Consider the following 24,416-nt stretch of genomic DNA (forward strand, 5'->3'; position numbering starts at 1 on the left):
CAATCATGCGGTTTTCAGAGATTCAGTGGGATTCTCCTGAAGAACGGGACTTATTTATGCAAGAAGCAACAGAATTGTTGGCATCGTTGGAAGAGGGGGCTTTGATGGCTTCACCGCCTCTTGATGCATTGTTTCGCGCGGCGCATACCCTGAAAGGGTCTGGAGGCATGGTCGGGCTTACCGATTGGGTAACCGCAGCGCATGACCTTGAGGACGCGTTAGACAAGGTTCGTCAAGGCGCTCGACAGTTTGATGAAGATCTGCAGAAAGAAACCTTGCATACTGTGGATGTGTTGCGGGCGGAATTGGCGGGCGCTGCACCGATGTCCTCCGGTGACGAGACGGTGGTTTGGGAACTGACATGGGACAAGAATGCGCCCATGCTGGGAGTCAGAGCGTACCAGGCTTGGCAATCCGTGTCAGCTGCTTTTCCTGGCACCCAAAGTGATCCGCCGGAAGCGGAGCTCTCTGGGTGGACCGGCACCACAAGTCGGCTGCGGGTGCCAAAATCTGCTGAGGCGAGCAAAGTCAGGGCATTACTTGCCGAGATCGACAATTTAGTCAGTGTGGACGTCGTGCGGGGACCTGAGGGGTCGGGCGAAGATGCCAAAGCGATTCCGGCCGTCAGCACGTCTGCCCCAGTGACCGGGTCGGCGCCTCGTGAAGGGACAATACGCATTGGTGCCGCGTCGTTGGAACGGATTTTAGAAGGTTTGGGCGAGCTGTTATTAGATCAAGGCCAACTCGAGCACCATTTTGGCGGCAGCGCTGATCAAGCGACGCGCAGTGTTTTAGACCATATGCGCCGCCGTGCCTTGGATTTACAAGACCTCACCTTGCGTGCGCGCATGTTGCCTTTGGATACATTGTTTCGGCAGTATCCTCGAGCCATTCACGATATGGCAAAACAATTAGACAAGAAAATTCGTTTGGAGACCCAAGGGGGCGAGACCGAGCTAGATCGATTGGTCATGGACCGTTTGCATGAACCCCTCTTGCATTTATTGCGTAATGCGTGTGACCACGGTATTGAATCCGGAGAGGTCCGCGTGGCCCACGGCAAGCCGGAAATGGGAACGGTGCGACTCGCTGCATACGCGGCCCAGGGTCATGTGCATGTAAGGGTCGAGGACGACGGTGGAGGGATTGAGTGGGACCGGTTGCGGGAAAAAGCGGTCCGCCAAGGGTGGATGAGTGCGGAAGAAGCGTTGCATGCGTCAACAGACCGGCTATCAGAGCTCTTATTCCGGCCAGGGGTGTCGACGGCCGAAAAAGTCACGGATCTCTCCGGCCGGGGAGTGGGCTTGGATGTCGTTAAAGCCTTTTTGGACGAAATTCACGGCACGATTACGGTGGAGAGTGACCTCCACAAGGGTACAGCGTTTCATCTAGAATTGCCCATGACGATGGCAATTATGACGGCCTTGATTGTTGATGCGGGGCCGTGGACGATAGGATTGCCGATCTTGACGGTTGAACGCATTGATGTGGCGCAACAAGCGGGGATTAGCACCGTATTAGGGCAGACCGCCGTTCCCGACGATGATGCGCCAATTCCTGTTTACTCCCTTGCGCAGTTGCTAGACCCGACAGCTGCCCATGAGGACACCTATCTCATCCGCGTTAAAGATGGCCGCACACAAGCCGCTTTAGCGGTGGATGAGGTGCGGGGGCAGCAGGAAGTGGTCGTCAAGCCGGTGGCGACACTTGCCTCGGTTACACCGTGGCTGAGTGGGGTCGCTTTATTGGGCGATGGGCGCTTAGCGCTCATGATAGACGTACGGCGTTTGGTTCCGAGTACGCGGACAGACCGGGAACGGGTTCATGATGACGGCATTTTACGGGCTGGCTCTAATCAAATGGAGCTCTTAGTATTTCAATTGAGTGATGGTCAGCGGTACGGCATCAATGTGTATAAAACGCGCGAAGTGTTGAGGGCGGCGGAGGTTACGCGGGTACCAGAACAACATGGCTGGCTGTATGGCTTCTTGCGATTGCGTGGACAAACGGTGCCAGTGGTGAGTCTGCACCGAGCCTTGGGACTCCCTGAGCCAGGGCCCGATGCAGTGATGCTGATGACCGAGTTTAATCAAAGTGTGCAGGCGTTTCCTGTCGATATGGTGGACCGAATGGTGCGCGTCAGCTGGGACCGGGTAGAACCATTGCCACCTGTTCTCGATACCGCTGTTAGTGGGCGGCGGCGCTTTACTGGACTTATCGATCATCCGGAACTAGGTCCTATTCAATTGATAGACTTTGAGCAGATTTTAGAGCAAGTGGCCCCGCCAGAATATCCACCGGTGAAGGCCGACATCCATAGTCCTATCACGGGAAAAACAGTCTGGTTAGCCGATGATTCGCGGGTTGCCTTAAATCAAGTGGAGAAGGCATTACATCCGCTAGGACTCCAAGTACGGACCTTTGCGGATGGAGAAGCGTTGTGGGAAGCAGTGGAAAAAGCCGAATCCTTGCCGGCCCTGTTTGTGCTTGACGTGGAGATGCCGCGTCTTGATGGATATACGTTGACACAGCGCTTGAAACATGAAGCGCGCACGCATGAGATTCCGATTTTATTGCATACCTCGTTGTCTGGGCACTGGCATGCTGACCGGGCTCAACAAGTTGAGGCCGATGCCATTGTGACGAAATTTGATCCGGCGATGCTTGCGCGTACGGTAGCGGGTTTGTTGTTGCCCGTTTCTGCGCACCATGAGAGCGTGCCTATGTTATCGTAACAGACGAGTGGCCTGGTGTAATCCGCGCGTTCCGCACATCGCGGAACGCGCCTCTTCTTGTTTTTGCGGATGGTCCTTAAAAGAGGCTGCCCCAAAAGTCTGTTAAGTAATTTTCTGATAAAAGACGCATCCACGCCGTTGAATATGTTCACGAACAGCCGGATCGCTAATATCGTGAAAAATAGAGAGATCCACGAGATAAGGGATCGAGGATTCATTGATTTCGTGCATGATCTGCAACAAGTCGTCGTGTGTCAGAGCATCTCCGATAAGGGTCAGATCAATATCCGACCCTTGTTTATAATTACCCTTAGCCCGCGACCCATAGATAATAACCTGATCAATGGCGGGATGTTGCTGAAAAATGGTATGGATTGTACGCACTGTAGTCTCGGACAAACCAAAAGGCATTACAGGTTCTCCTCCATTCGCAAGGATTCCATCCGACGTTCCAGCGTTTCGAATTGGGGCACGTAGTCTTGACGAATGGATTTCAGAATTCTTTGCGCCGTGTCCTCATCGTACGTATGCGATGTAAGATTGCGGCTTTCAATCATCGCCATCCATGTGTCGCCATCCGTAATGAGGCCCGTTTGAAAAGCTGCACGGGTTACATCACGAGACCCGTACAAATTTTGAACGCCACGACTTTCAAGAAAGTCCTTCAAAACTTTCCATGCCAACTCATGAGTAAACTCGAAGGCTTGAATCATGCCTTGTTCTTCGAGTTTCGACAGCGCTCGACTTTGAGCTAATGCATTGGCATCCCGCAACTGCGCTAAGGCTTGACTAAAGTGCATTAACCGCTGTATCCAGCGCACATCATCATCCGACATCATATACCCCCTAGTGGAACTCCGGCACTAAGAAATAAACCTTTTAGAATTCTTCCATAGATAGATACCACGATCTACACGCCACCCACCATTTTCGTTTTAAGTATAGGATGCAGGTATGTGGGAATGCAATTGTCGGGTTTGACCTGCCGACCGTCGCCTTCGAGTGGAAACCCAATGATGCGCTACGAGGCATCACCAATGGCGTATTGGCCGATTAGAAAAAACCGAATAGAATCAACAAAAGCTGTCGTCTTTGGTCACAATATTCCTTAAGGAAACATGTACCCAAGGAGGCGGTTTTGCTTGATGAAACATTCTTCTGTTGACCAGTCAGTCGTTGAACAAGTCACTTTACCCTTCACCGTCGAAGGGACTAGGGTGGGCTGCGCCGAACACGACAGACGCGGGGCGTGTGGCCCGAGAACCCCAGTTTAAACCGTGACAGATTAAAGAAAACCGCCGGTTCCGGCGATTTTTATTACGCGGATTGGGAAAAGTGAGAACCGAATGGGGATTTTGAGTATCGGCCATAATCTCCTGAAAAAGACCGCCATCCAAGGATAACCAGAAGGGTCATGGTGTTTCTTCCATGATGCACCTACGATGCACCCACAAAGAAGGAAGTTGAAAAGGGCATTGGGACGGCCCCATACTTAAAAGTAAAGAGCCGCTGACAAGCGGCTCTTTACGGAATCCGATCCCTCAACCAATTCCTCGGCACGGCCTCAATCCGTTTCCGTGCGTCCCTACGGTTTACATAATATATCGTTCTGACCATTGTGTCAAGAATTTTTCTGCGCCGGATGGGGTTGGATCAGCGGATGGCGAGTTCTTCGCATCTGAGCCTATATTGAACAGTATTTCTGTCATAAGTCTCCTTTATGCTAAGGATATTGCGAAAGGAGGCAAAAATCGTGGGAACGTATTCATGGAAACCTGAAGAATCGTTTGCATCGCTCTGGCCGCATGGGGCCGCCGAAGAACATACGCAAATGGGGCAACGTGTCGACCAATGGCAACAAGTGATACAAAATCGCTTTCCTGAGCTGTTGCGTCATTTAGTGTGGGACCGCGATCGTCTTAATCAGCTTGAGGAAGCTGTGGATCAAGTGATTGCGGATGACGGGTTAAATGTCGCGGCGGTGGCATTATATCGACGGTCCTTGTTAAATCGCTTGACGGGTTTGGGACCTCTTGACCAGTTGTTGACGGATGACCATGTCACCGAGATTATGGTGAATGGTCCACAGCAAATTTATTGTGAGCGGGATGGCCGCATTATGCTCGTCAATCAACAATTTGCCGACCCCGATGAGGTAACGTTGTTGGCGCAGCGCTTAGCCAGTCGGGCAGGACGCGTTCTCAATACGGAATCTCCTCTTTGTGATGCGCAGCTCGCGGATGGTTCACGCATTCATTGCGTGCTGCCGCCCGTGGCAGAAAAACCTACTATCACCATTCGCCGGGCTCGTGCTGAACCTCTGGTGCTAACGGACCTTATTGAGGCGGGCAGTTTGTCTCACGCATTATGGCAGGACTTGTCTCAATATATTGAGGAACGCCGCAATATTATTATTGCAGGTGGGGCTGGTTCTGGTAAGACGTCACTGTTAAGGTTGTTGGCCTCCCACATTGATCCAGCACAGCGCGTTGTCACTATCGAAGACGTGCGTGAGTTGAATTTAACGCATTCTCATACGGTCAGCCTTGAAGCCACTCGTGCGCATGATGTGCATACCTTACTGGTCAATGCGCTGCGTATGCGGCCGGATCGCATTATTGTTGGTGAGGTCCGGGGCGCGGAAGCCTTAGAACTTATCGAGGCGATGTCGACGGGACATTATGGAAGTCTTTCGACCGTGCATGCCCAATCGGGAGGCATGGCCACCGTCTTACGATTAGCGCGGATGTGCGCCAGAAATCAGCTAGGGATTCCTTTTGAGGAATTGCTTGGCCAAATTCAGGACACGCTTGACGTCATTGTGTATGTACGCAGAGGTCCCGATGGGGTTCGGCGCATTGAATCGGTGCAGCAACCAACACGTGAGGGGATGCATGTGCTGTGGGTCTATCGTCCCGACGCCGGGTTTGTCAAAGTAGGTGAACAAGATGGATAGTCTGGTGCTGCTCAGTGCCGGGATGCTGGGACTCGCCGTGTATGCCTGGCATGCCCGAAGAGTCTTTCGCGTAATTTTTCCACTCAGCCTTGCGTTATTATGGGTGCGCCCTCATGTGTTGACCTTGTCCGTATTGTTGGCTGCGGCAGGTTTCGAAGTGTTTTTAACAAGCCGACGCATGCGCGCGGGACGTGATCTTGCAGAACAGGAGACCGAAGTTTTTCTGCAACGGCTAAGCCGGACCTTAAGAAACCGGGGGAGTTTATCACAGGCATTGGATGATGTGGCGCGTAGTGACAGCCGCATCGTGCCGCATCCCGATCCCCACCGGGTGCTAATGGAATTACGTGAGCGGTGGCACACGGAAGCAATGTTGATTGTGAGCCTAGCTGCCGGTTTGTCGAATCGTTACGGAGGCTCCTTGGCACCGATTATCGACAATGTGATTCAACATATGGGCCGCGCGCGTCGTCAACGTTTTGGGCGGCGGCTCGAAGAAACGGCGTTGGAGTCAACGGTTATGGTTCTCGCTGTTGTGCCCTATGGTCTTTTGCTGATTTTTCGCATGGCGTTGCCTAGCTTCTATAATATTTTGACCCAGACTACGGCAGGGCATATGGTGATTGGCATGTTGGGTATGAGTACGGCGGGGGTCTTGATGGGGTTATCTTGGTACATCCGCAAGGAGGAATCCTCATGATCCTCGTGGCGGCCTTATGTAGTGGTTTGGCGATATATCTATCATGACGTTTTGGCAGGCCATCGATCAAGCGTTAGCGGTGGTGCCGGAGTTAGATGGCGCAATTCGGGAGTTGGTGCAAACCATGCTGCTCTCACGGTTTGACCTGTCGGCTATGGAGGTATTTCGCAGGGAATATCCGGGTCCCGAGTCCGATGTGATAGCCACCATGCTACTGCATGGTTATCACCACGGAATCGCCCCAGATGATGCCATGAAGCAAGCGAGCGAGATGGAAGAACAATTGTCCCTCGAAGAAGCCTTGCGCAGACAATCTCACCCCATGTTACTTACTATTCTTCCGGCATTGCTGTTGCTAAACGTTTTAGCCTTGTTTGGGGCTCCTATGGGCTTGTTAGCTCTGCATAGTTGGACTGTCGTAAGAGGAGGATAGCCAAAGCCCAATTTTAGTGCTCGCAAAGCCTTATCCGGTTTCCGGGGCCAAAATGCCTCCCGAGAACGCAAAGGGCCGGCATCAATGGGAAGGCAACGAGTATTTTCCTGCGGACACTTTTCTCACGAATGTGATCGTCACTCCCAAGATTTTAGCAACGTGGGCCGTGGTTCATAGGGTCTTCATGTCTACTTTATACACTAGCCGACTCATTAAAAAGCTATGATGCATCTTCCCTGCCTTGCACAGGAAATCGGTGTTGTGAACATCGACCTGGCGTCATAGATTACGGCATGGGACAGTAAGGCTACCGCATCTCATTCGGACCTCTGTGATCTCGACCATCTCTAGGAACCCGAATGGGATGCGGTGTTATTCAAACAAAATGTGCATGACATCCATCCTATGTACACCACACAATGGCCATTAACTTACCTAAAAGAAGGAGGCGGGTTATGAATTGGCGCGGTGCCTGGCAACTTTCTAGGCCATTGCCATTAGCAATATGGAGCATCCCCACCGTGCTCATGGGGTTTTTCTTGCAGCAAGGGGCCCATGTTCCCCATGTGGGCATATCTTTAGCCCTAGCCATGATAGGGGCCATGTTGTGGAGATTATCCTCGCTTATCAAGGATTGGGGATTATAGTCTGCTTGCTCGGCCTATATAGCGACCCTCGAATCTTTGGGGCTTGGGCAGGCATTTTCGCTGTCGCTATGCTGATTACGGCTCTCACGCCGTGGCACGATGATCCGTGGAGTTTGACACGGCGTGATGTCGCCTTGAAACTCTTGGCGATTATTGGCGTGATGAGTATCGCGCATTAAAAAGTTTAGGGCTAAGCACTTTATGATATCTCCCGCATAAGGTGGAAAACGCAACCCAATTAATCCTTGTGAGGTGTGTTTCCATGGATGCGGACTGGGCTTTGTTGGACCGGGATTTTTATGTGGATGCCGTGATGTATGCAGTGATCTTGTCAGGGCTATATCTTATGTTGGTTGAGGGCGCTGATAATGAAATGATAAGGGAGTTGGGGAGAAACAAAGGATTTCCGGCTTGTGAAATAGTGCATACATTGGCACAACTAGGGGTGGTGCGCTACAGTGGGCAACGGTGGCTGTGGTGCGGCGCACCCCCGGATCCCCGTCGTATCACGCGCATTGATGCGGTGAGGCGCTGGGTTCACTTGGTGCCTTTTTGTGAGGAAGCGCTGGCACCATGGAAGCATGCGGCGGATGATATGCGCCTTACCGACTCCGGTCAAGAGATGAATACCTTCCTTATCGCCAATATCAAACCCTCAACAGGAATGCGCTGGCTTGATATTGGCGGGGGTACGGGTGATTTGGCACGGCAGCTAAGCCAAATGGGGGTTGATGTGACGATGTTGGATACCCCTTCAGTTATTGCTCGGTGTCGCACAAGGTCCTTCTCATCAGTACGTTTAGTCGCAGGCGACGTTTTAGCGGGTTTGCCAACAGGGCCGTTTGATGTGGTGAGTGCAGTACGGTTTTTAGAAGAATTTTCAGCGACGCAGGTGCGGCAAATCTTTCATCATATGCGCAAGCAGTTGGCACCCAATGGAATCGTTTGTGTGATTTCTTCGGTGGATGATAATACCTTGTGGTCAAAATTGTTTGCTATAGAAGTGGCGAGTACGAGCCCAAAAGGACGGACATATAGTGTGCGTACGCTCGGGATTCTTGCAGCGCGGGAACATTTGGCCTTGATGCGCATGAAAACCCATGGCCCGTATACTCTCATAGTATTGAGGCGAATGACGCTGGCTGGGCGGCGTAAGGACCGTGACACCATGCAGTTAGTCGAATACTGACCCAAAAGGGGCCAGTGTGGGCGTTTTAGGTTCACACTGGCCACAATAGTTAGGCGTGAGTGGACGCGTTTAATGCTTGCTCCAAATCGGCCCACAGGTCGTGAGCATTCTCCAGCCCTACGGATAACCGAATGAGGTCACCCCCGGCGCCCGCTAGTTCTTGTTCTTGCGGACTTAACTGTTGATGGGTTGTCGATGCCGGGTGAATGGCCATAGACCGGGCATCGCCGACGTTGGCCACAATAATCCAGAGCTGCAAATGATTCATGACTTGCTCGGCTTGTGCGCGTCCACCTTTGACACCGAAATTGAGCATGGTACCAAAGAGGTTTTCCCGTAAATACTTGCGCGCGTTCAAATGGGCGGGGTCGGCTGGCAGGCCGGGATAATTGACCCAACTGACGAGGGGATGATGGGCTAGGCGGTCGGCAATGAATGCGGCAGACTGGCTTGCTTCTTTCATGCGCAATGCCAATGTTTCAAGCCCTAATAGAATCAAAAACGCATTGAAAGGGGCTAATGCGGCGCCTGTATCTCGCAGGGTTTTCACGCGCAAGCGTAGGGCATAGGAGCTGGGTTGTTCGCCGAACACAATGCCGTGGTAGCTTGCATCAGGCTCCGAATAGAGAGGGAATTTTGGTACATTGTAATTAAATCGGCCCGAGTCAATGACGATGCCGCCGAGTGAGGTGCCATGTCCGCCAATCCATTTCGTCAGTGAATGGATGACAATATCTGCCCCGTATGCGATGGGCTGCTCTAAATATGGAGTCGCAAAGGTATTATCCACGATAAGCGGCACGTGGTGACGATGCGCAAAATCTGCCCACGCGGCGATATCGGTCACATTGAGCCGAGGATTGCCAATTGACTCCACGAAGACACCGCGCGTGTGCTCGGTGATCAGGGCATCGGCCTCAGCAAGGTCGTTGTCGGCCACAAACCGGACAGTGATGCCGAAATCCTTAAGCGTGGAGGTAAAGAGTGTCCAGGTACCTCCATATAAAGACGTCGAGGCAATAATGTCATCACCCGCTCGACAGAGATTCAAAATGGCCGCCGTAATAGCTGCCATGCCTGATGAAAAGGCGACAGCCGCTTGGCCGCCTTCGAGCGCGGCTAGACGTTGTTCCAGAATATCGGTGGTGGGATTCATGATACGGGTATAAATATTGCCAGGTTCTTCAAGATTAAAGAGCCGGGCTGCGTGTTCGGAATCTTTAAAGGCATAACCTACCGTTTGATAAATCGGGGTCGCGACGGCCGATGTTGCCGCATCCGGTGTGTATCCACCCCGGACAGCCGTTGTTTCGAATTGCCAATGGTTTGGCTTTTCCATTAATTTAAAGCCTCCTTATCAAGGTGACGCATAAAAAAACACCAGTAAGAGCCGGCTCTTCTGGTGTCGGCCTCTCATTTCTCAGCAATATGCTGCAGGAATTGGCACCATAACCATCAAGGCCGGTTGCCGGGCATCATCGGGCCAGTCCCTCCGCCACTCTCCATAAGAGGTTTTCAATTGAATAACAGGATAAAGAATGTCAGGTATTTCGTCAATATGGATTAGTTAGTTTTCCTCATTGGTTTCGGGTGCATTATAGCGGGCAAAATGGGCAGCCGCTTCGGAACGCCTGGTATATCCTAATTTACTGAGAATGTTGCTGACATAATGCTTGACCGTTTTATCACTCAAGAAAATTAGTTGGCCAATCTCTTTGTTGGTTCGGCCTTGGGCAATGAGTTCGAGGACTTTCTTTTCCTGCGCAGTGAGCGTTTCCACGGCATCGGTAGTGACTTTAGGATTGCGAAGGCGCTCGAGCAACTGTGATGTGACTTCAGGGCCAAATAATGCGCCACCTTGAGCGACCGTGCGGATGCCGTCAATAACAGCGCGTCCGCGGGATTCCTTGAGGAGGTAGCCTGAAGCCCCGGCATTCACCGCGTCAACCACCAAATCTTGGCTCCCAAATGAGGTGAGCATAATAATGCGGAGATTGGGATCTTGATCTTTAAGCTTGCGGCAGACTTCCATGCCATTGATATCCGGCAAACGAACGTCTAGGACCACAACATCAACATTACCTGGAATATGGTCGATGGCCTCTTGGCCGCTTTCCCATTCTTGGGCCATAACCATATCGGGCTGGCGTTCAATCATATTGCGCAGACCAATGCGTACGACTTCATGATCATCGACAATAGCAACGCGTATCGGATTATCCTCGGGCATTGTTTGTGCCCTCCTTAAATAAAGAGTTCTTACCCCTCATTATAGCCAGGGGGCGGTAAGGGTGACAGTTGTACCTTCATGCAATCGACTTTGGATATCCACGTGCCCATGCCATCGCTCCATGCGCTTAGACATGTTCCGTACCCCGAAGTGCGTATGGGAGGCATCTGGCTGCGGAACAAAGCCCTCGCCGTCATCGATGATTTGCACTTGGTATGATTCCGCAGTGGAATGCCAATGCACCAATATGTGATGAGCATGGCCATGGCTACGCGCATTGGAGACGGCTTCTTGTATGCTTAACAGCAAATCGTGAATACGTTCGGGGTGTAAGTCCAAATACCGGGAATCATCAAATTCCATGGAAATGTCATCCATTGGCCCTTGGCGCCTAAGCATGTCCGTCAGGGCAATTTTAAAGTCAATGGATGTCGACTCGAGACTTTGGATAAAGAACCGAATGTCGGTCATGAGAAGGCTTAACGTTTCGCTGATGCGCATGAGCTCTTTAATCGCAAACGGATCTAGTGTCTCGACGGAGTCTACAAGGTTATCAATGGACAGAGTCGTGCCGTAAAGCGTCTGCAATACGCCATCATGAAGATCTCGGCCAATGCGTTCGCGTTCTTTTAACGTCGCAAATGATTCACGGTCTTGATAAAAGCGGGCATTGGCAATGACCGCTGCGGCTTGTCGGGCAAATAGTTCGACCATGGATTGATCGTCTGCTGTAAAGCCTCCGGCTTTTTCCGTAAGGTATAAATGGCCCATGACTTGATTTTGATAGAGTAAAGGGAGACCTAAAAAGCTTTCCATTTTGGGGTGATGTGGCGGAAATCCAACGGATGCTGGATGGTCTTGCAGGCGCTGCAGGCGAATCGGACGACGCGTGCGAATCACTTCGCCCAGTAGTCCACGCCCCGTCGGATAAGGGCCCATTGCTGCCACTTCTTCGGCACTTAAACCAGATGTGAAGAATTGGCTGATTGTATAGGCGTCGTCGTCTTCCAGTACTGCGAGCGCGGCGTATCTGGCCCCTGTGAGCTTGCGCGCAACATCTACCACATTTTGGACAATATCATGCCAGTCTCCCACCGTGGTCATGGCGTACGAGGCTTCACGCAACGCGGTGAGTCCGTCACGTTGTCGTTCTAAGCGCTGATTGGCTAGTGTGACCGCCTTTTGTTGTTGCGATAGGATGCCAAAAACAAAATAGGAGAAGAAGCCTGTACCAATCACTAAGATAATAGCTAGAGAAAAATCGTGCGATCCACGCGGCAGATAAGGGGCGACCAGATAATGAAATAAGACAATGGTCACGCTGACTCCTGCCATGGCCATCAGTGTTGCAATCCATCGCCATGGTTTTGCGGACGTCCGTTCTGCGGGGTCGGCTGTTGGGGGCATTTTCAACCTCTTTAGCTTAATTATGAATGTATATTGACTATAGCACGAAATGGGCGCACTGTCTTTTTATGCGGTTTTTATCGGGGCAAGGAAAATTTTTACGGATTTATTCGCAGCAGGCTTGATATACTAGTGTCGTTTGTTACACCCATGTATGGAAGGAGTCACCATATGGCAGACGTGGAAATGGTGGTTTTGACTTTGCTGCTATATGCCGCCATGGTGGCATTGCTTCATTTTCTCGAGCAGTTGTCATAAGGGGGATTTTATGGACTGGTTCTTATTGGCGCTATCCGTTCTTGTGATGGTCTATCTCGTGTATGTTATTGTACATCCAGAAAAATTTTAATACGGGAGTTTGACGTATCCGGGACATTTTTAAGGGGGGACAATGTGTGTCGACACAAACGGTGATAACGTGGATAGTGGTTATCGCGGTTTTTGCCTTTACCGTGAAGCCACTGGGCACGTATATTGCCAAAGTCTTCACGTTTCAGCCTACGCTACTTGATAAACCCCTGACTCCCATTGAAAATACGATATTTCGCGCGATGGGCGTGACGCGTCAGAGTGCCATGACGGTCAAACAATATGGGCTGGCGTTGATTTTCACGAATGTTGTGTGGATGTTAGGGGCCTATTTTCTATTGCGCGTGCAAGGAATAATGCCCTTTAATCCCCAGCATTTGAAAGGAATTAATCCCGAATTGGCTTTTAATACGGCGGCCAGTTTCGTTACGAATACGAATTGGCAGGCGTATTCTGGGGAATTAACGATGTCCTATTTTTCACAGTTTGCCGTTTTATCCTATTTACAATTTGTAACGCCGGCTACCGCCGTGGCGGCCGCTATCGCATTTTTGCGCATGCTGTCCGGAAAGAAGATGGGCAATTTCTTTGTGGACGTGACCTTGGTCGTAACTCGCTTATTGCTGCCAATGGCCATCGTTGTTGCTCTTGTTCTGGTCGGGCAGGGGGTGCCCCAATCGTTGGGGCCGTATCTTCACCTACATACCATTACGGGACAGACGCAGACCGTGCCTCAAGGGCCAATAGCCACGTGGGAAGCCATAGAGCACCTAGGGCAAAATGGGGGCGGGTTTACGAACGCCAATAGCGCCAACCCGTTAGAAAACCCCACGGCGTTTTCTAACCTGATCGAAACGATTTCGATGGGACTCTTGCCCGTTGCCCTTTTTTATACGTTTGGAGTGATGACCGGGAGAAAACGATTGGCATGGACGCTCATTGGTGTGGCCGGGGTGTTTTATCTGGTTATGCTCGCATTGCTGTATTTTCCGGAAATGGCTGGAAACCCGATTATCAATGCGCTAGGCCTGCATGGCCACGCGAACATGGTGGGTAAGGAAATGCGGTTTGGCATGGGCGGCACATCGATTTTTGAAACATCGACGATGGCGTTTTCGACCGGTTCCGTGGCGAGTGCGCACGATAGTTATTTACCGTTATCGTCGTTATCGTTTTTCCTCGGCATGTTTTTGAACATGGTCTTTGGTGCCTCTGGTTCTGGACTTTTGAATATGGTGATGTTCGTCATTATTACGATCTTTTTAATGGGACTCATGGTCGGGCGGACCCCGGAGTTCTTGGGCAAGAAAATTGAAGCGCGGGAGGTGTCTTTGGCCTCCATCGCCTTTTTAATGCACCCGCTTTTAATATTAGTGGGGACGGCCATCGCTGTGGCTAGTCCTATAGGACTGGCGGGAATTTTGAATCCGGGGCCGCATGGTTTGTCCGAAATTCTCTACGCTTTTAGTTCAGCGGCGGCGAATAACGGGTCAGCGTTTGCAGGTCTTAATGCTGGGCTGCCATTTTATGAAGTGGCCATCGGTGTTGTGATGATTCTCGGCCGTTACGCGTCCATTTTAGTCATGCTGTTGGTGGGAGCATCTTTGGCAAGAAAACGCGCTGTGCCTGAGACATCTGGCACAATGCATACCGACACCGTGCTGTTTGGCGGCATTTTACTGGGGGCCATTGTGGTCTTAAATGCGTTGACCTTTTTCCCGGTGATGGCTTTGGGGCCTTTGGCCGAACAGTACTTAATGATGGCACACCACCTTTTTTAACGGATGACTGGATGAGAAAGGAGTCTGAAGCCCGTTGGCAGCACAAGAAATTGCAGGACAGCGAAGCTATACAGCGAGCATTCTCAAGGCGACCATCCGCAAACTGGATCCGCGGGAAATGATTCACAATCCGGTGATGTTTGTCGTGGAATTGGGAACGGCTGTCGTGGTTTGGCTAACATTGATTCAAAAAGGTGCGGCCGACCGTAATTACGATCTTCTGGTGGCAATTATTTTGTTTCTAACCATTCTTTTTGCCAACTTTGCGGAAGCCTTTGCTGAGGCCAGAGGGCGTGCCCAAGCCGATTTTCTTCGGCGTACTAAGTCCTCGACACGTGCGAAGCTCTTATTGCCAGATGGAACGACGTCATGGGTTGATGCACCCCAACTTACTAAGGGCGCTAAGGTGCTTGTAGAAGCAGGGGACGTCATTCCGGGCGATGGCGTAGTCATTGAAGGCGTGGGTTCTGTTGATGAATCCGCTATCACCGGCGAATCGGCTCCTGTGGTTAAGGCGGCGGATGATGGCGTGACAGGCGGGACGGTGTTGTTGTCTGATCACTTGGTGATAGAAATTACCGTTAATGCTGGAGAGACGTTCTTAGACCGGATGATCGCGTTGGTGGAGGGCGCAGAACGGCAGAAAACACCCAATGAGATAGCGCTCTCGGCTCTTTTAGGGGTGCTCACGCTGATTTTTGTTCTCGTCGTGGTGACTCTCGTGCCCATTGCGCGTTATTTTGGACCGCATGCCGCCAATATTACCACGATGGTAGCCCTTTTAGTGTGTTTGATTCCCACGACGATTGGCGCTTTATTATCAGCCATTGGGATTGCAGGTATGAACCGTGTCTCATTGGTCAACGTCGTTGCGAAAAGTGGTCGGGCGGTGGAAGCAGCCGGAGATATTGACACTATTATTTTAGATAAAACGGGAACCATTACGATCGGCAACCGCATGGCCACAGAATTTTTACCCGTACCCGGAGTTACGCAAGAAGAACTGGCGGAAGCCTCTCTCATATCCTCCTTAGCGGACACCACCCCCGAAGGACGATCGGTGGTGGAATTAGCCCAAGACATCCTGCACATCAAAGAGCTTCCACAGTATGAAGGGGAAGCCGTGCCATTTTCGGCACATACGCGCATGAGTGGCATTGATTTGGCGGATGGGAGGAAAATTCGTAAAGGCGCGGTGAGTGCCATTCGCGATATTGTAGAGGATCCTCCTGCGGAATTAGAGCAAAACGCTGAACGTGTGGCGAAAGATGGGGGCACGCCGTTGGCTGTGGAGATGGATGGCAGGGCGCTTGGGATCATTCGTCTGAAAGACATTGTCAAATCGGGGCTCAAGGAGCGGTTTAATGATTTTCGGGCCATGGGCATTCGGACCGTTATGGCTACGGGCGACAATAAGATTACAGCAGCGGTCATTGCGCAAGAGGCGGGTGTTGATGATTTCATCGCAGAGGCCAAACCCGAAGATAAAATTGCGTTGATTAAAAAGGAACAGAGTCAGGGAAAATTAGTGGCGATGACGGGAGACGGCACCAATGATGCTCCAGCCTTGGCGCAAGCGGATGTCGGGCTGGCAATGAATAGCGGAACGATGGCGGCCAAAGAAGCCGGGAATATGATTGACTTAGACTCCAACCCTACCAAGCTGTTAGATGTGGTGATGGTGGGGAAACAACTTCTCATTACGCGCGGAGCGCTTACGACCTTTTCGATTTCTAATGATATCGCCAAATACTTTGCGATCATTCCCGCGATGTTTGCGGCCGTGCCGGAATTGTCGGGACTGAAGGCGCTCAACATCATGGGGCTCAAAACACCCCATGGGGCTATTTTGTCTGCGCTCATTTTTAATGCACTCATTATCCCTGCGCTTATTCCTTTTGCGATTCGCGGCGTGAAATACCGGGCGGAAAGTGCGGATGCGATGCTGGCGCGAAATATTTTTAATTGGGGTGTTTTGGGGGTAATTATTCCGTTTATTGCGATCTGGGGCATTGACCACATCTTAGGTCTTTTTGGTTTGGCATAGAGGGAGGAAGCCTATGAAGTTTTTACGGCCCATCATTGTCTTGACGGTATCAACTTGGTTATTGGTCGGTGTCGCCTATCCACTGGTCATGACTGGGATTAGTCAAGTGGTGTTTCCGTGGCAAGCCAACGGTAGTCCCGTGCGTATAGGAACGACCGTTGTGGCGTCCCGTCATGTCGGACAATATTTTGACGAGAATCAATATTTTTGGGGGCGACCGTCTGCGACTATTCCTCCGTATAATCCAGACGCCTCAACAGCGAGCAATTTGGGCCCCACCAATCGGCTGTTGATAAGCCATATTGTGCAACGCATTCATACGCTGAAGGCCACGATTCCTGGCCTTCGTACCAATCAGATTCCGGCAAGTTTGGTCGAAAGCTCAGGGTCTGGGCTTGATCCGGACATCTCGGTGCAGGCAGCTCTGATTCAAATTCCTCGAGTGGCCAAGGCTACCGGTTTAAGCCCTGCCGTGTTGAAACATCTTGTCGATAGCCAGATTCTAGGTCCGCAATTTGGTATTTTTGGCGTTCAGCGCCTCAATGTCGTCCAACTTAACCTCGCGCTGTATAAACTGGTGCACCGGGGTTAAGGGTGACAAAATGGGAAGGCTTCTGACGACTAGAACATTGCTCCGAATAACACACCAGCCATCCATAATAAGGATGGCTGGTGTGTTATCGATGGCAAGATTACTGACAGCGTTTTTAGCCACGTTCCATAGGGTGGCGTTTGCCAGCCCATAACGACATGCCGCCCACGACATTGGATACATCATAACCAAGTTGCGACATCCACGCCGCTACGGAAGAACTGCGTCCACCCGATGCACATACAATGGCGTACGCTTTGTCTTTTTCCAATTCATTAATCCGGCTTTGCAATTGGCCCATGGGAATGTGCAGAGCCCCGGGGATCTTTCCACTACGCAATTCGTAGGCTTCACGTACATCAATGACGACATAATCCCCAAGGCTCTTGGCGAGCTCATCAGGTGTGAGGTCTTTGACACGCTCAACCGGAAGTTTTTCCTTTTCCCACGCGATTAAACCATGGCCGAATTTGAAGACGACGGACAATCCTTCATCCTCTAGACTTTGCGCGGCTGCATCGACAGTCGCGGTGTCATTGCCAAAAAGACCAATCGGGGGCGTTTGACCGTTTAACGCGCGCTTGACGTCACGTCCCCAGTTGCGACGATGATAGGGGAAATTGTAGGTCCCTGCAGGGTGACCTTTGGAATAGATGTCCGGAGGATTAATGTCTAGAAATAGTGCTACCCCCCGTCCCACTTCCGACACAAATTCCTCCGCCGTGATTTCTGCCATGTTATGCATCTCCTTCTCCATGGTGCGGAATTGGGTTTTGGGTTGTTACGGATCAAACCGGTCGCACAGCCCGATTGAACCCTTATACCATATAGGGTATATTGTGGCGATTTTCTATCAGTTGTCAACTACACTTGAGTATAAAACAGCTTCACTTAATAGCTAAGAACGAAGGTGTCCCCTTAAGTAATGACTTCACACGTGTTAAAATAAGACCTCAGTTGATAACGAGATTAATAGCCCTTGTCATAAGGATTAGGTTGTTAAGGCCAGAATATGCAGTAGGTCTAATCCACAGGCATGAACCAGACATCTTTTATCGGACACAGCGTTATAATCCGAAGCGGTGGGGTGCCAAAAAGAGGAAAGCGGTTGACCTAGTCGGTCAGGGGCCGCAGAATTTTACGAGAATCCGAGTGGTATAGTCTGGTTCATCAAAATACCGCGCGGCAGAGACCTCGGCCTTCAGGCCGGGGAGGAGCCGCGTCAGAGAAACCCTCCCTTCTTCCCATGTTGTGGTCTCACTAACATTGCGATATGATAGGTCTCATGAATGTTGGGGGGCGTCTGCGACGGTACTGACCTTGACCGCGAAAGTGCCATGGTATTCGAACCCGGATCAGGTGACGTTGCTCCAGCAGACCGTCGAGGCTTACCGTCAGGGCTGCAACTGGGTCTCCGGGGTCGTCGATACCACGCACGGCCTTCAGCAAGCCGCTCTCCACACCGAGACCTACCGGCCCTTGCGGGCGCAGTTTGGCTTGCGATCCCAAATGGCGCAATCGGTGATCAAAACCGTGATTGCCCCCTGGACTCGGGTGCGGTTCACCAAACCGGCCTTCGATCTCGTCTGGAATCGCGACGATTCCTTGAAGGCCGGCGCATTCTCTCTCAATACGCTGGCGGGCCGCGTGCCGATCCCCTTCGCCCGGCAGGGCATGGAACGCTTCTTCGACGGGACCTGGCAGTGTGGCACGGCACATCTTGTGCACCGCCATGGTCGCTGGTTTCTCCCTGTACCGATGACGAAAGACGTGGCCGAGACCGATTGGGCGGAGATTCGTCAGGTGGTCGGGCTCGACTTCGGCATCAACGTCCTGGTGACGGCCTACGATTCCCAGGGGCAGACTACCTTTTTCCCCGGCCGCGCCGTCAAAGCGCGGCGTGCTCACTTCAAGCTCCTTCGACAGACCCTGCAACGGCGGCAGACGCCGTCCGCCCGCCGGCGCCTGAAACGCTTAGGACAACGAGAAAACCGTTGGATGACCGATGTGAACCATCGGGTCAGTAAGGCACTCGTGGTCCGCTATGGGGTTCAGACGCTATTCGTCCTGGAGGATCTGACGGGGATGCGGGGGGCCACGGAGCGGGTCCGGCGACGGGATCGGTATACGTCCGTGTCGTGGGCCTTTTACCAACTCCGCCAGATGCTCGAATATAAAGCGACCCTATATCAGTCCCGCACGATCGCGGTGGATCCGCGCTATACCTCGCAAACCTGTCCCCACTGTGGGCACGTGGCCCGAGGAAATCGCGATAAGCGCCGACACCGCTTCGCGTGCCAACAATGCCACTACCGGTCGAACGATGACCGGATTGGCGCCATGAACCTGCACCGCCAGGGAATTGAGTACCGGGTGACAGGGGCGATCGCGGCAGGCCCGCGGTCGTGAGGGCGACGTCAACCGCCCTACGATGCGACCCCAGCCCAAGGAAGGAGATGGCGTTCAGCCATCGGACGCACTTCCGGGGAGTCGCAAGCTCCGGCCTTTAGGCCGGGATAGTTGACCAAGGTTTGCAAGGAGGTGTAGTTTGATGCCATCATTTCATTTATCTAAGGAGCAATCGCACTCGGTGTGGAACAATTCCATTGAGCCTGCCCTGCATGTTCGGTCGCAAGATACTGTTCGAATGCAGATTGCAGAAGCTTCGGGCGGACAGATTAGTCAAAACTCCACTCCGGCTGATGTTCGTCAACTGGACTTTTCCCATATCAATCCGGTGACGGGACCTGTATATGTGGAGGGGGCTGAGCCTGGCGATGCTTTAGTGGTGGATATTCTTTCTATGGAGATGGAGGCCTGGGGCTGGACTGCGATCATTCCCGGTTTTGGTCTCCTGGCGGACGAATTTCAAGAACCGCACCTACGCATATCGCGGATTACCTCGAAATACGCCGAGCTTTTGCCAGGCTTACGCGTACCGCTTTCTCCGTTTATCGGAACTATCGGGGTGGCCCCAGCTGAAGCCGGTGAACATTCCATTGTGCCTCCCAGTGCTCAGGGCGGAAATATGGATATTCGCCATATGACTCCGGGATCTCGATTATGGCTTCCGGTGGCCGTAGAAGGTGCGCTCTTGTCTGTCGGAGACACGCACTCGGCTCAAGGTGATGGCGAGGTGTGCGGCACTGCTGTGGAGACTGCTTCAGAGGTCACTCTTCGGGTCAATTTGGTCAAAAATCGCCCACTTACTTCGCCCATGGTGGAGACCCACCCCAGATCGCTACGTTCAGGCTACGCTTGGGCCGTCACTGGCATTGCATCCGACTTGTGGGAGGCAGCACGAATGGCGACGCGCCAGATGATTGCTTTGATAAGCGAAAAGACGGGTCTATCTGACGAAGATGCTTATATGGTGGCGAGCATTGCGGGCGATTTAAAGATTTCAGAGATTGTGGATGCGCCGAATTGGGTCGTCTCCATGCACCTTGATAAGGAGATTTTCGAGGGCGGATTATAAAGACGGATAAAGGTGTCTTTTGTATACAATGAAATGCCTATGAGGTTTGATGGGATCGGCATGTTGATTTTCTGTCGCATGCCGGTCCTTTTTTCATCCAGCCCAGAGCAATGTATCTAGCTTGCCTGAGGCGTAGGATAGGACAAGGCCCGGGGTCTAGCGGTACACACCCAGTTGCTCCTTGAGAGATCACAAAGCTATGCTAGGGCCGTGCCGTCCAATGTCGCTGGCATGGCCCGTCGATTTAGAAGTGTGCCGAGAGAGTGAGCAGAGACGGTTCATGGGCTAAGCGAATCAGTCCACTTTTCGTCTTCCCCCAGTTATAATCGTAGACATTGTCGTGTTCTGCATCGACCTCATTCCAAAAAGTTGCGGGGCCCGGTCCGGCAACGGAATAGAATGTTATGTCTTGTGCATTGATTTTATAAAGCCAGTATTGGCTGGGACCAGGGCCTAAGCCACCTGCAGAAATTTGAACTAAGGCAGGGGTGATTGGCTGGACCGAGGCGGCGTGAACGTGACCGCAACCATAAAGGCGTACGCGCGGTGAAGACTTTAAGATACGTCGAAATTCCGGCATGGTATTCGGAATGTATTGACTCCAACCAAATTTCGCTAACACTCCTTGAGTGCGAACAGGGCGTAAAGGATAATGACCAAAGACTAAGACGGGTCCTGGAGCCTGTGACAAGGCGGTTTTTAGCTGTAACAGCGATTGGTCTGGATCGCCGTCTCGTAACGCAATGCCGATGGCGCTCACCGGCCCTATGTGTTGGGTTACAGTAGATGGTTGTGAAAAAACTTGGGAAAAATGTGTCTCAGGCCATTTGACATCTTCGTAACATTCATCCTCACGCATCACAGAGGATGGAGACAAGTCATGGTTACCAGGCACTACCAGATAGGGACGCCCTGTGCTTTCTAAGAATTCCCGGGCTTGATAGAGCGCTTGGATAGCACACCCTCCATGTGTCGTAAGATCGCCTGTCACGACGATTAAATCAGGATTAAGGCGATTTAGCGTTACTGCCATAGTGGACCAATATGAAGCGGGCAGTTTTCGGTCACTACCAAGCCCATCGACGTGCAAGTCCGAGATATGAAGAAGGGTAATGTCCTCCATGAACACCAGTCCTTTATCGAAAAGTCATTGTCACGACAGGGACGGTCCCAACCGTGTAACGCGCTCATCTTCGCATAGGCGAATGATGAGGGCATGATCGTGGTATTAGGGATTAATTAATGTTTCGTAGAGCCTGGTTAAAAAAACCTACGATAATCTCTTTCGGCTTTTCTCGGCCCCTAACGGGACCCGCAGTCCTCACAGGATTCGTCTGCTCGGGGGTGGCTTCCGCTCCATCGCGTGGGGATGTTTTTCCCCCACGCACCGCTCAAGATCCCGGCAGGAGAAGGATGGCAGGAAACTCCCATCGGTGTCCCGTCGGTGGTGCCCTGAGCCCCAGTGTTACTGGGCCCTCATCAAGATGCCCCGTCGCTCCTTTCGCCACGTGGTGGCGACAGGGGAATGCGATGTGGGTCATTCGGAGAATAACGTCTTGCGATACCCTAACCAGGCACTCAAATACTGATGGTGCGATGCCAACGTCTTCGTCATGATCCGTTTAATCCGAGCCCATGCACTCCAATCATTTTTCCGATAAGTGGGGTCGTTCCATTGATCGCGGTCTTGCATCCAGCGCCGCAAGGCTTTCGGGACGTTTTCCCGGCGGACTTTCAGTCCGCCTCGTCGCCCGATCACGAGGGCCGCGGCGTGATGCACGCTTATCCCGTATTGCGGCTGATACTTGAACCGCCCGATAATCGAGGTATAAGCTGGTTTGACTTTCCGCAAGGCGACGCCTTCCCGCGCGGCCTGTCGTTCGACCGCCGTCAGCAAGGCCCGGTAATTAAACTGGTGCGTCACGCGGTTAAACTTGGCGCTCACATCCCGATCATGGATGAACTGCAAGTCTTCCACGACCAGTCCCGCTCCACGAGCCTTAGCCCACTGAACGGTCTCGACCGCGAGACCTCCCACCAACGCGTCGCGTTGGGTCGATCGGACATCGAAGAGACGGGGGTCCCCGATCGTCGCGAAGGCGCAGGCGTTGCCGTTCGGCAACACGTGACAGAGCGCCAAAAAGGTGCTGTTGGTATCCACTCCCACCCAGCCATGACGAGGATCGGTCTGGATGGGCGCGGGGACTTCTTCGACGGTCACGCGGACCTGATACTGTCCTTGACGTCGGAGAATTTCGACTTGATAGGGGTCGCCGGCGGCGAGCACCCGACGCAGCAGCCCCTCATAATCCCGGCCATGGACTTGGCCAGTTTTCTTGGACACCTTCCGCGCAATATAGAGAGGGATCTCCAGTTTCTCATACCGAGGGACTTTGGCGTCGGGGTTGCCCGGTTTGAGGCAATCGAGAGAGATTTCTAAGATCCAATGGTCGACCCCTGCGCGGACGCGCAGGAGGGGATTGCCTCTTTTGGTTCGATCCCCACGCGCTGACAGCCGACCATTCCGGCTCTCGTCCCATTCTTCCCGCCACGCCTGCTGGCGTTTCTGTTCGGCGAGGGGGTCATCGAGAGTCTTGAACCGATCCAACCACCGTTTTTTTGTGCCAAACACCACGGGAGGAAAGGTGCCTGCCTCGACATGCTGTGGATAAAACGCTTGCTGGGCTTCTTGATGCGTGAGCTTACGTTCTTGTCCCGCAATGCGGCGGGCATTCGGATGCGGGGAGGCCCGGAGTGCGGTCAACCGTTCTCGGGTTTTTTTCACGCGTTGCGTCCATAAAGTCGCCCCGTCTTTCATGGCTTGATGGCGGGCCCGAATGAGGTCTTGCGCTTCTTGCACCGCATCTTTGGCGTAACGCAGCGGCAACTCCGTTTCACTGGCACAGTGACGTTCCAAACCGCCGATGTTTTGTAGTCCTCCAACCAAGCGTTGAAAGGCAAACCGTAGCATGAACCCATATTTGCGCATCAAACGGCGTAACACCGTGTCCTGATCGGGCGTGACATCGAGCAAGACACCCAAAATGGTCGTCTTCATTCGGGGACTCCTTCCTGAGCTAAGGTCGCCATCGCTTGACGCACGGTCGACCCCATCTTTTTCCCTCCGCGTTTGCCATAAATGCGGGCCGAGAACGACGTGGTAATGGCAATCAAGTCCTCCACGAGTTCCTGCTGATCGTCTTTCACCGTGTGTTCCATGACGACAACACGCACGCCAAAGGCGTGCAGGTAACTTTCCAGATAAGTAAACCCGAAGCGCGCCAATCGACCCTGGGATTCCACAGCCACGATGCCCGCTTGGTGTTGCTGAGCAAGCTCCAGCAACCGATGGAGACCCCGCCGTTTTTCATTCAAGCCGCTCGCGATATCGGTAAGAGCCGCCACCACAGTCCATCGCTGCTCCGCAGCGAACGCGGTTAACCGCCCGAGTTGACGATCCAAGTTCCCCGCGTCTTGTTGTTTTCTGGTCGAGACGCGGGCATAGAGGAGGCAACGAGTATCCCTAGCAACATCAGGCGCATCCTCGTGCATCAGCGCGCGTAAGTCCGCGACCCGATAGCGCCGATGATTCGTCACGGTACGCACCGGAATCAGGCGCCCTTCGCGTTCCCACTTCCGGAGTCCGTCGATGCTCATGCCGAGCATCTTGGCCGCCTTGCCGATACTGACAAACTGCTCATCCATAATACCATCACCTTATTATATTATAACATATTATCAGAGATCATCATAGATTGACAGCAAGCAGCTTAAACCTCCTTCGCCGGTGAGACTCTTCGTGGACAAGGGTGGTATTCCGCAGCGTCCTCATACTGGGGGAAGTTTATTGCGTTCGTTCAGAAGCCGGTCCTCGACTATGCTATAATGTTGCAAGCTTGGCAGGATCCATCT

Annotated in this window: 23 protein-coding genes, 1 pseudogene and 1 riboswitch; of the genes and pseudogenes, 15 read left to right on the plus strand and 9 right to left on the minus strand. The window is 52.4% G+C overall.

Annotation, left to right across the window (positions count from 1 at the left end; translation table 11 throughout):
• Positions 1 to 5: 5 nt before the first annotated feature.
• Entirely contained in the window at positions 6 to 2,735 is a 2,730-nt protein-coding gene (locus ORD20_RS04225) for a hybrid sensor histidine kinase/response regulator (RefSeq protein WP_103373861.1), read from the plus strand.
• Positions 2,736 to 2,837: 102 nt separating this feature from the next.
• Here the strand turns inward: ORD20_RS04225 and ORD20_RS04230 are convergent, their stop codons facing one another.
• Complete coding sequence (locus tag ORD20_RS04230; RefSeq protein WP_103373862.1) at positions 2,838 to 3,146, minus strand: nucleotidyltransferase domain-containing protein; 309 nt, start codon at positions 3,144 to 3,146, stop codon at positions 2,838 to 2,840.
• Positions 3,146 to 3,574 (minus strand): nucleotidyltransferase substrate binding protein, encoded by a 429-nt coding sequence (locus ORD20_RS04235; protein WP_242968145.1) that lies wholly within the window; start codon positions 3,572 to 3,574, stop codon positions 3,146 to 3,148. Before ORD20_RS04235 ends, ORD20_RS04230 begins: the two co-directional genes overlap by 1 nt.
• Before the next feature lie 442 nt (positions 3,575 to 4,016).
• Between ORD20_RS04235 and ORD20_RS04240 the strand changes: the two are divergent.
• The 7 genes and pseudogenes from ORD20_RS04240 to ORD20_RS04270 all read left to right on the plus strand — a co-directional run.
• Positions 4,017 to 4,138 (plus strand): annotated as a pseudogene (locus tag ORD20_RS04240) (transposase); the annotation flags it as partial.
• A 350-nt stretch (positions 4,139 to 4,488) separates the two neighbouring features.
• Entirely contained in the window at positions 4,489 to 5,691 is a 1,203-nt protein-coding gene (locus ORD20_RS04245; protein WP_158246098.1) for a CpaF family protein, read from the plus strand.
• On the plus strand, positions 5,684 to 6,391 hold the full coding sequence (locus ORD20_RS04250) for a type II secretion system F family protein (RefSeq protein WP_103373865.1): 708 nt from the start codon (positions 5,684 to 5,686) through the stop codon (positions 6,389 to 6,391). Before ORD20_RS04245 ends, ORD20_RS04250 begins: the two co-directional genes overlap by 8 nt.
• 43 nt (positions 6,392 to 6,434) lie before the next feature.
• Complete coding sequence (locus ORD20_RS04255) at positions 6,435 to 6,824, plus strand: hypothetical protein (RefSeq protein WP_430626535.1); 390 nt, start codon at positions 6,435 to 6,437, stop codon at positions 6,822 to 6,824.
• 455 nt (positions 6,825 to 7,279) lie between these two features.
• Entirely contained in the window at positions 7,280 to 7,471 is a 192-nt protein-coding gene (locus ORD20_RS04260) for a hypothetical protein (protein WP_430626536.1), read from the plus strand.
• Positions 7,432 to 7,650 carry a hypothetical protein gene (locus ORD20_RS04265; RefSeq protein ID WP_430626537.1) on the plus strand — a complete coding sequence of 73 codons (219 nt, stop codon included), beginning with the start codon at positions 7,432 to 7,434 and terminating at the stop codon, positions 7,648 to 7,650. The genes ORD20_RS04260 and ORD20_RS04265 overlap by 40 nt, the downstream gene beginning before the upstream one ends.
• Positions 7,651 to 7,733: 83 nt before the next feature.
• The gene (locus ORD20_RS04270) at positions 7,734 to 8,660 is read left to right on the plus strand and encodes a class I SAM-dependent methyltransferase (RefSeq protein WP_103373869.1); all 927 of its coding nucleotides are present in this window, start codon (positions 7,734 to 7,736) and stop codon (positions 8,658 to 8,660) included.
• Positions 8,661 to 8,709: 49 nt separating this feature from the next.
• On the opposite strand, the gene ORD20_RS04275 is transcribed toward ORD20_RS04270, so the two are convergent.
• From ORD20_RS04275 to ORD20_RS04285, 3 genes are all read right to left on the minus strand, one after another.
• On the minus strand, positions 8,710 to 9,999 hold the full coding sequence (locus ORD20_RS04275; protein WP_103373870.1) for an O-acetylhomoserine aminocarboxypropyltransferase/cysteine synthase family protein: 1,290 nt from the start codon (positions 9,997 to 9,999) through the stop codon (positions 8,710 to 8,712).
• A 71-nt stretch (positions 10,000 to 10,070) separates the two neighbouring features.
• Positions 10,071 to 10,171, minus strand: a riboswitch (SAM riboswitch).
• Between the two features lie 56 nt (positions 10,172 to 10,227).
• Entirely contained in the window at positions 10,228 to 10,890 is a 663-nt protein-coding gene (locus tag ORD20_RS04280; RefSeq protein WP_103373871.1) for a response regulator, read from the minus strand.
• A 39-nt stretch (positions 10,891 to 10,929) separates the two neighbouring features.
• Positions 10,930 to 12,297, minus strand: coding sequence for a GAF domain-containing sensor histidine kinase (locus ORD20_RS04285; RefSeq protein ID WP_103373872.1), 1,368 nt, complete (start codon positions 12,295 to 12,297; stop codon positions 10,930 to 10,932).
• Between the two features lie 132 nt (positions 12,298 to 12,429).
• On the opposite strand from ORD20_RS04285, the gene ORD20_RS04290 reads away from it, so the two are divergent.
• From ORD20_RS04290 to kdpC, 5 genes are all read left to right on the plus strand, one after another.
• Positions 12,430 to 12,555, plus strand: a complete 126-nt coding sequence (locus ORD20_RS04290) for a hypothetical protein (RefSeq protein WP_255398079.1) — start codon at positions 12,430 to 12,432, stop codon at positions 12,553 to 12,555.
• A gap of 10 nt (positions 12,556 to 12,565) precedes the next feature.
• Entirely contained in the window at positions 12,566 to 12,646 is an 81-nt protein-coding gene (gene kdpF, locus ORD20_RS04295; protein WP_369825220.1) for a K(+)-transporting ATPase subunit F, read from the plus strand.
• A gap of 46 nt (positions 12,647 to 12,692) precedes the next feature.
• Positions 12,693 to 14,387, plus strand: coding sequence for a potassium-transporting ATPase subunit KdpA (gene kdpA / locus ORD20_RS04300; protein ID WP_103373874.1), 1,695 nt, complete (start codon positions 12,693 to 12,695; stop codon positions 14,385 to 14,387).
• 118 nt (positions 14,388 to 14,505) lie between these two features.
• Positions 14,506 to 16,434 carry a potassium-transporting ATPase subunit KdpB gene (gene kdpB / locus ORD20_RS04305; RefSeq protein ID WP_242968147.1) on the plus strand — a complete coding sequence of 643 codons (1,929 nt, stop codon included), beginning with the start codon at positions 14,506 to 14,508 and terminating at the stop codon, positions 16,432 to 16,434.
• 13 nt (positions 16,435 to 16,447) lie between these two features.
• Positions 16,448 to 17,026 carry a potassium-transporting ATPase subunit KdpC gene (kdpC, locus tag ORD20_RS04310; RefSeq protein WP_103373875.1) on the plus strand — a complete coding sequence of 193 codons (579 nt, stop codon included), beginning with the start codon at positions 16,448 to 16,450 and terminating at the stop codon, positions 17,024 to 17,026.
• Positions 17,027 to 17,141: 115 nt separating this feature from the next.
• Here kdpC and ORD20_RS04315 read toward each other — a convergent pair whose 3' ends face one another.
• Positions 17,142 to 17,762 (minus strand): rhodanese-like domain-containing protein, encoded by a 621-nt coding sequence (locus ORD20_RS04315; RefSeq protein ID WP_103373876.1) that lies wholly within the window; start codon positions 17,760 to 17,762, stop codon positions 17,142 to 17,144.
• Positions 17,763 to 18,292: 530 nt separating this feature from the next.
• On the opposite strand from ORD20_RS04315, the gene ORD20_RS04320 reads away from it, so the two are divergent.
• Positions 18,293 to 19,435, plus strand: coding sequence for an RNA-guided endonuclease InsQ/TnpB family protein (locus ORD20_RS04320; RefSeq protein WP_430626538.1), 1,143 nt, complete (start codon positions 18,293 to 18,295; stop codon positions 19,433 to 19,435).
• 142 nt (positions 19,436 to 19,577) lie between these two features.
• On the plus strand, positions 19,578 to 20,504 hold the full coding sequence (locus ORD20_RS04325) for an acetamidase/formamidase family protein (RefSeq protein WP_103373878.1): 927 nt from the start codon (positions 19,578 to 19,580) through the stop codon (positions 20,502 to 20,504).
• Between the two features lie 244 nt (positions 20,505 to 20,748).
• On the opposite strand, the gene ORD20_RS04330 is transcribed toward ORD20_RS04325, so the two are convergent.
• From ORD20_RS04330 to ORD20_RS04340, 3 genes are all read right to left on the minus strand, one after another.
• Positions 20,749 to 21,627 carry a metallophosphoesterase family protein gene (locus tag ORD20_RS04330; RefSeq protein ID WP_103373879.1) on the minus strand — a complete coding sequence of 293 codons (879 nt, stop codon included), beginning with the start codon at positions 21,625 to 21,627 and terminating at the stop codon, positions 20,749 to 20,751.
• Positions 21,628 to 22,041: 414 nt separating this feature from the next.
• Positions 22,042 to 23,562 (minus strand): IS200/IS605 family accessory protein TnpB-related protein, encoded by a 1,521-nt coding sequence (locus ORD20_RS04335; RefSeq protein ID WP_430626539.1) that lies wholly within the window; start codon positions 23,560 to 23,562, stop codon positions 22,042 to 22,044.
• Positions 23,559 to 24,209 carry an IS607 family transposase gene (locus ORD20_RS04340; RefSeq protein ID WP_430626540.1) on the minus strand — a complete coding sequence of 217 codons (651 nt, stop codon included), beginning with the start codon at positions 24,207 to 24,209 and terminating at the stop codon, positions 23,559 to 23,561. Before ORD20_RS04340 ends, ORD20_RS04335 begins: the two co-directional genes overlap by 4 nt.
• Positions 24,210 to 24,416 lie beyond the last annotated feature (207 nt).

It is taken from the genome of Sulfobacillus thermotolerans, assembly GCF_039623705.1.
In the GTDB taxonomy this organism is placed as follows: domain Bacteria; phylum Bacillota; class Sulfobacillia; order Sulfobacillales; family Sulfobacillaceae; genus Sulfobacillus; species Sulfobacillus thermotolerans.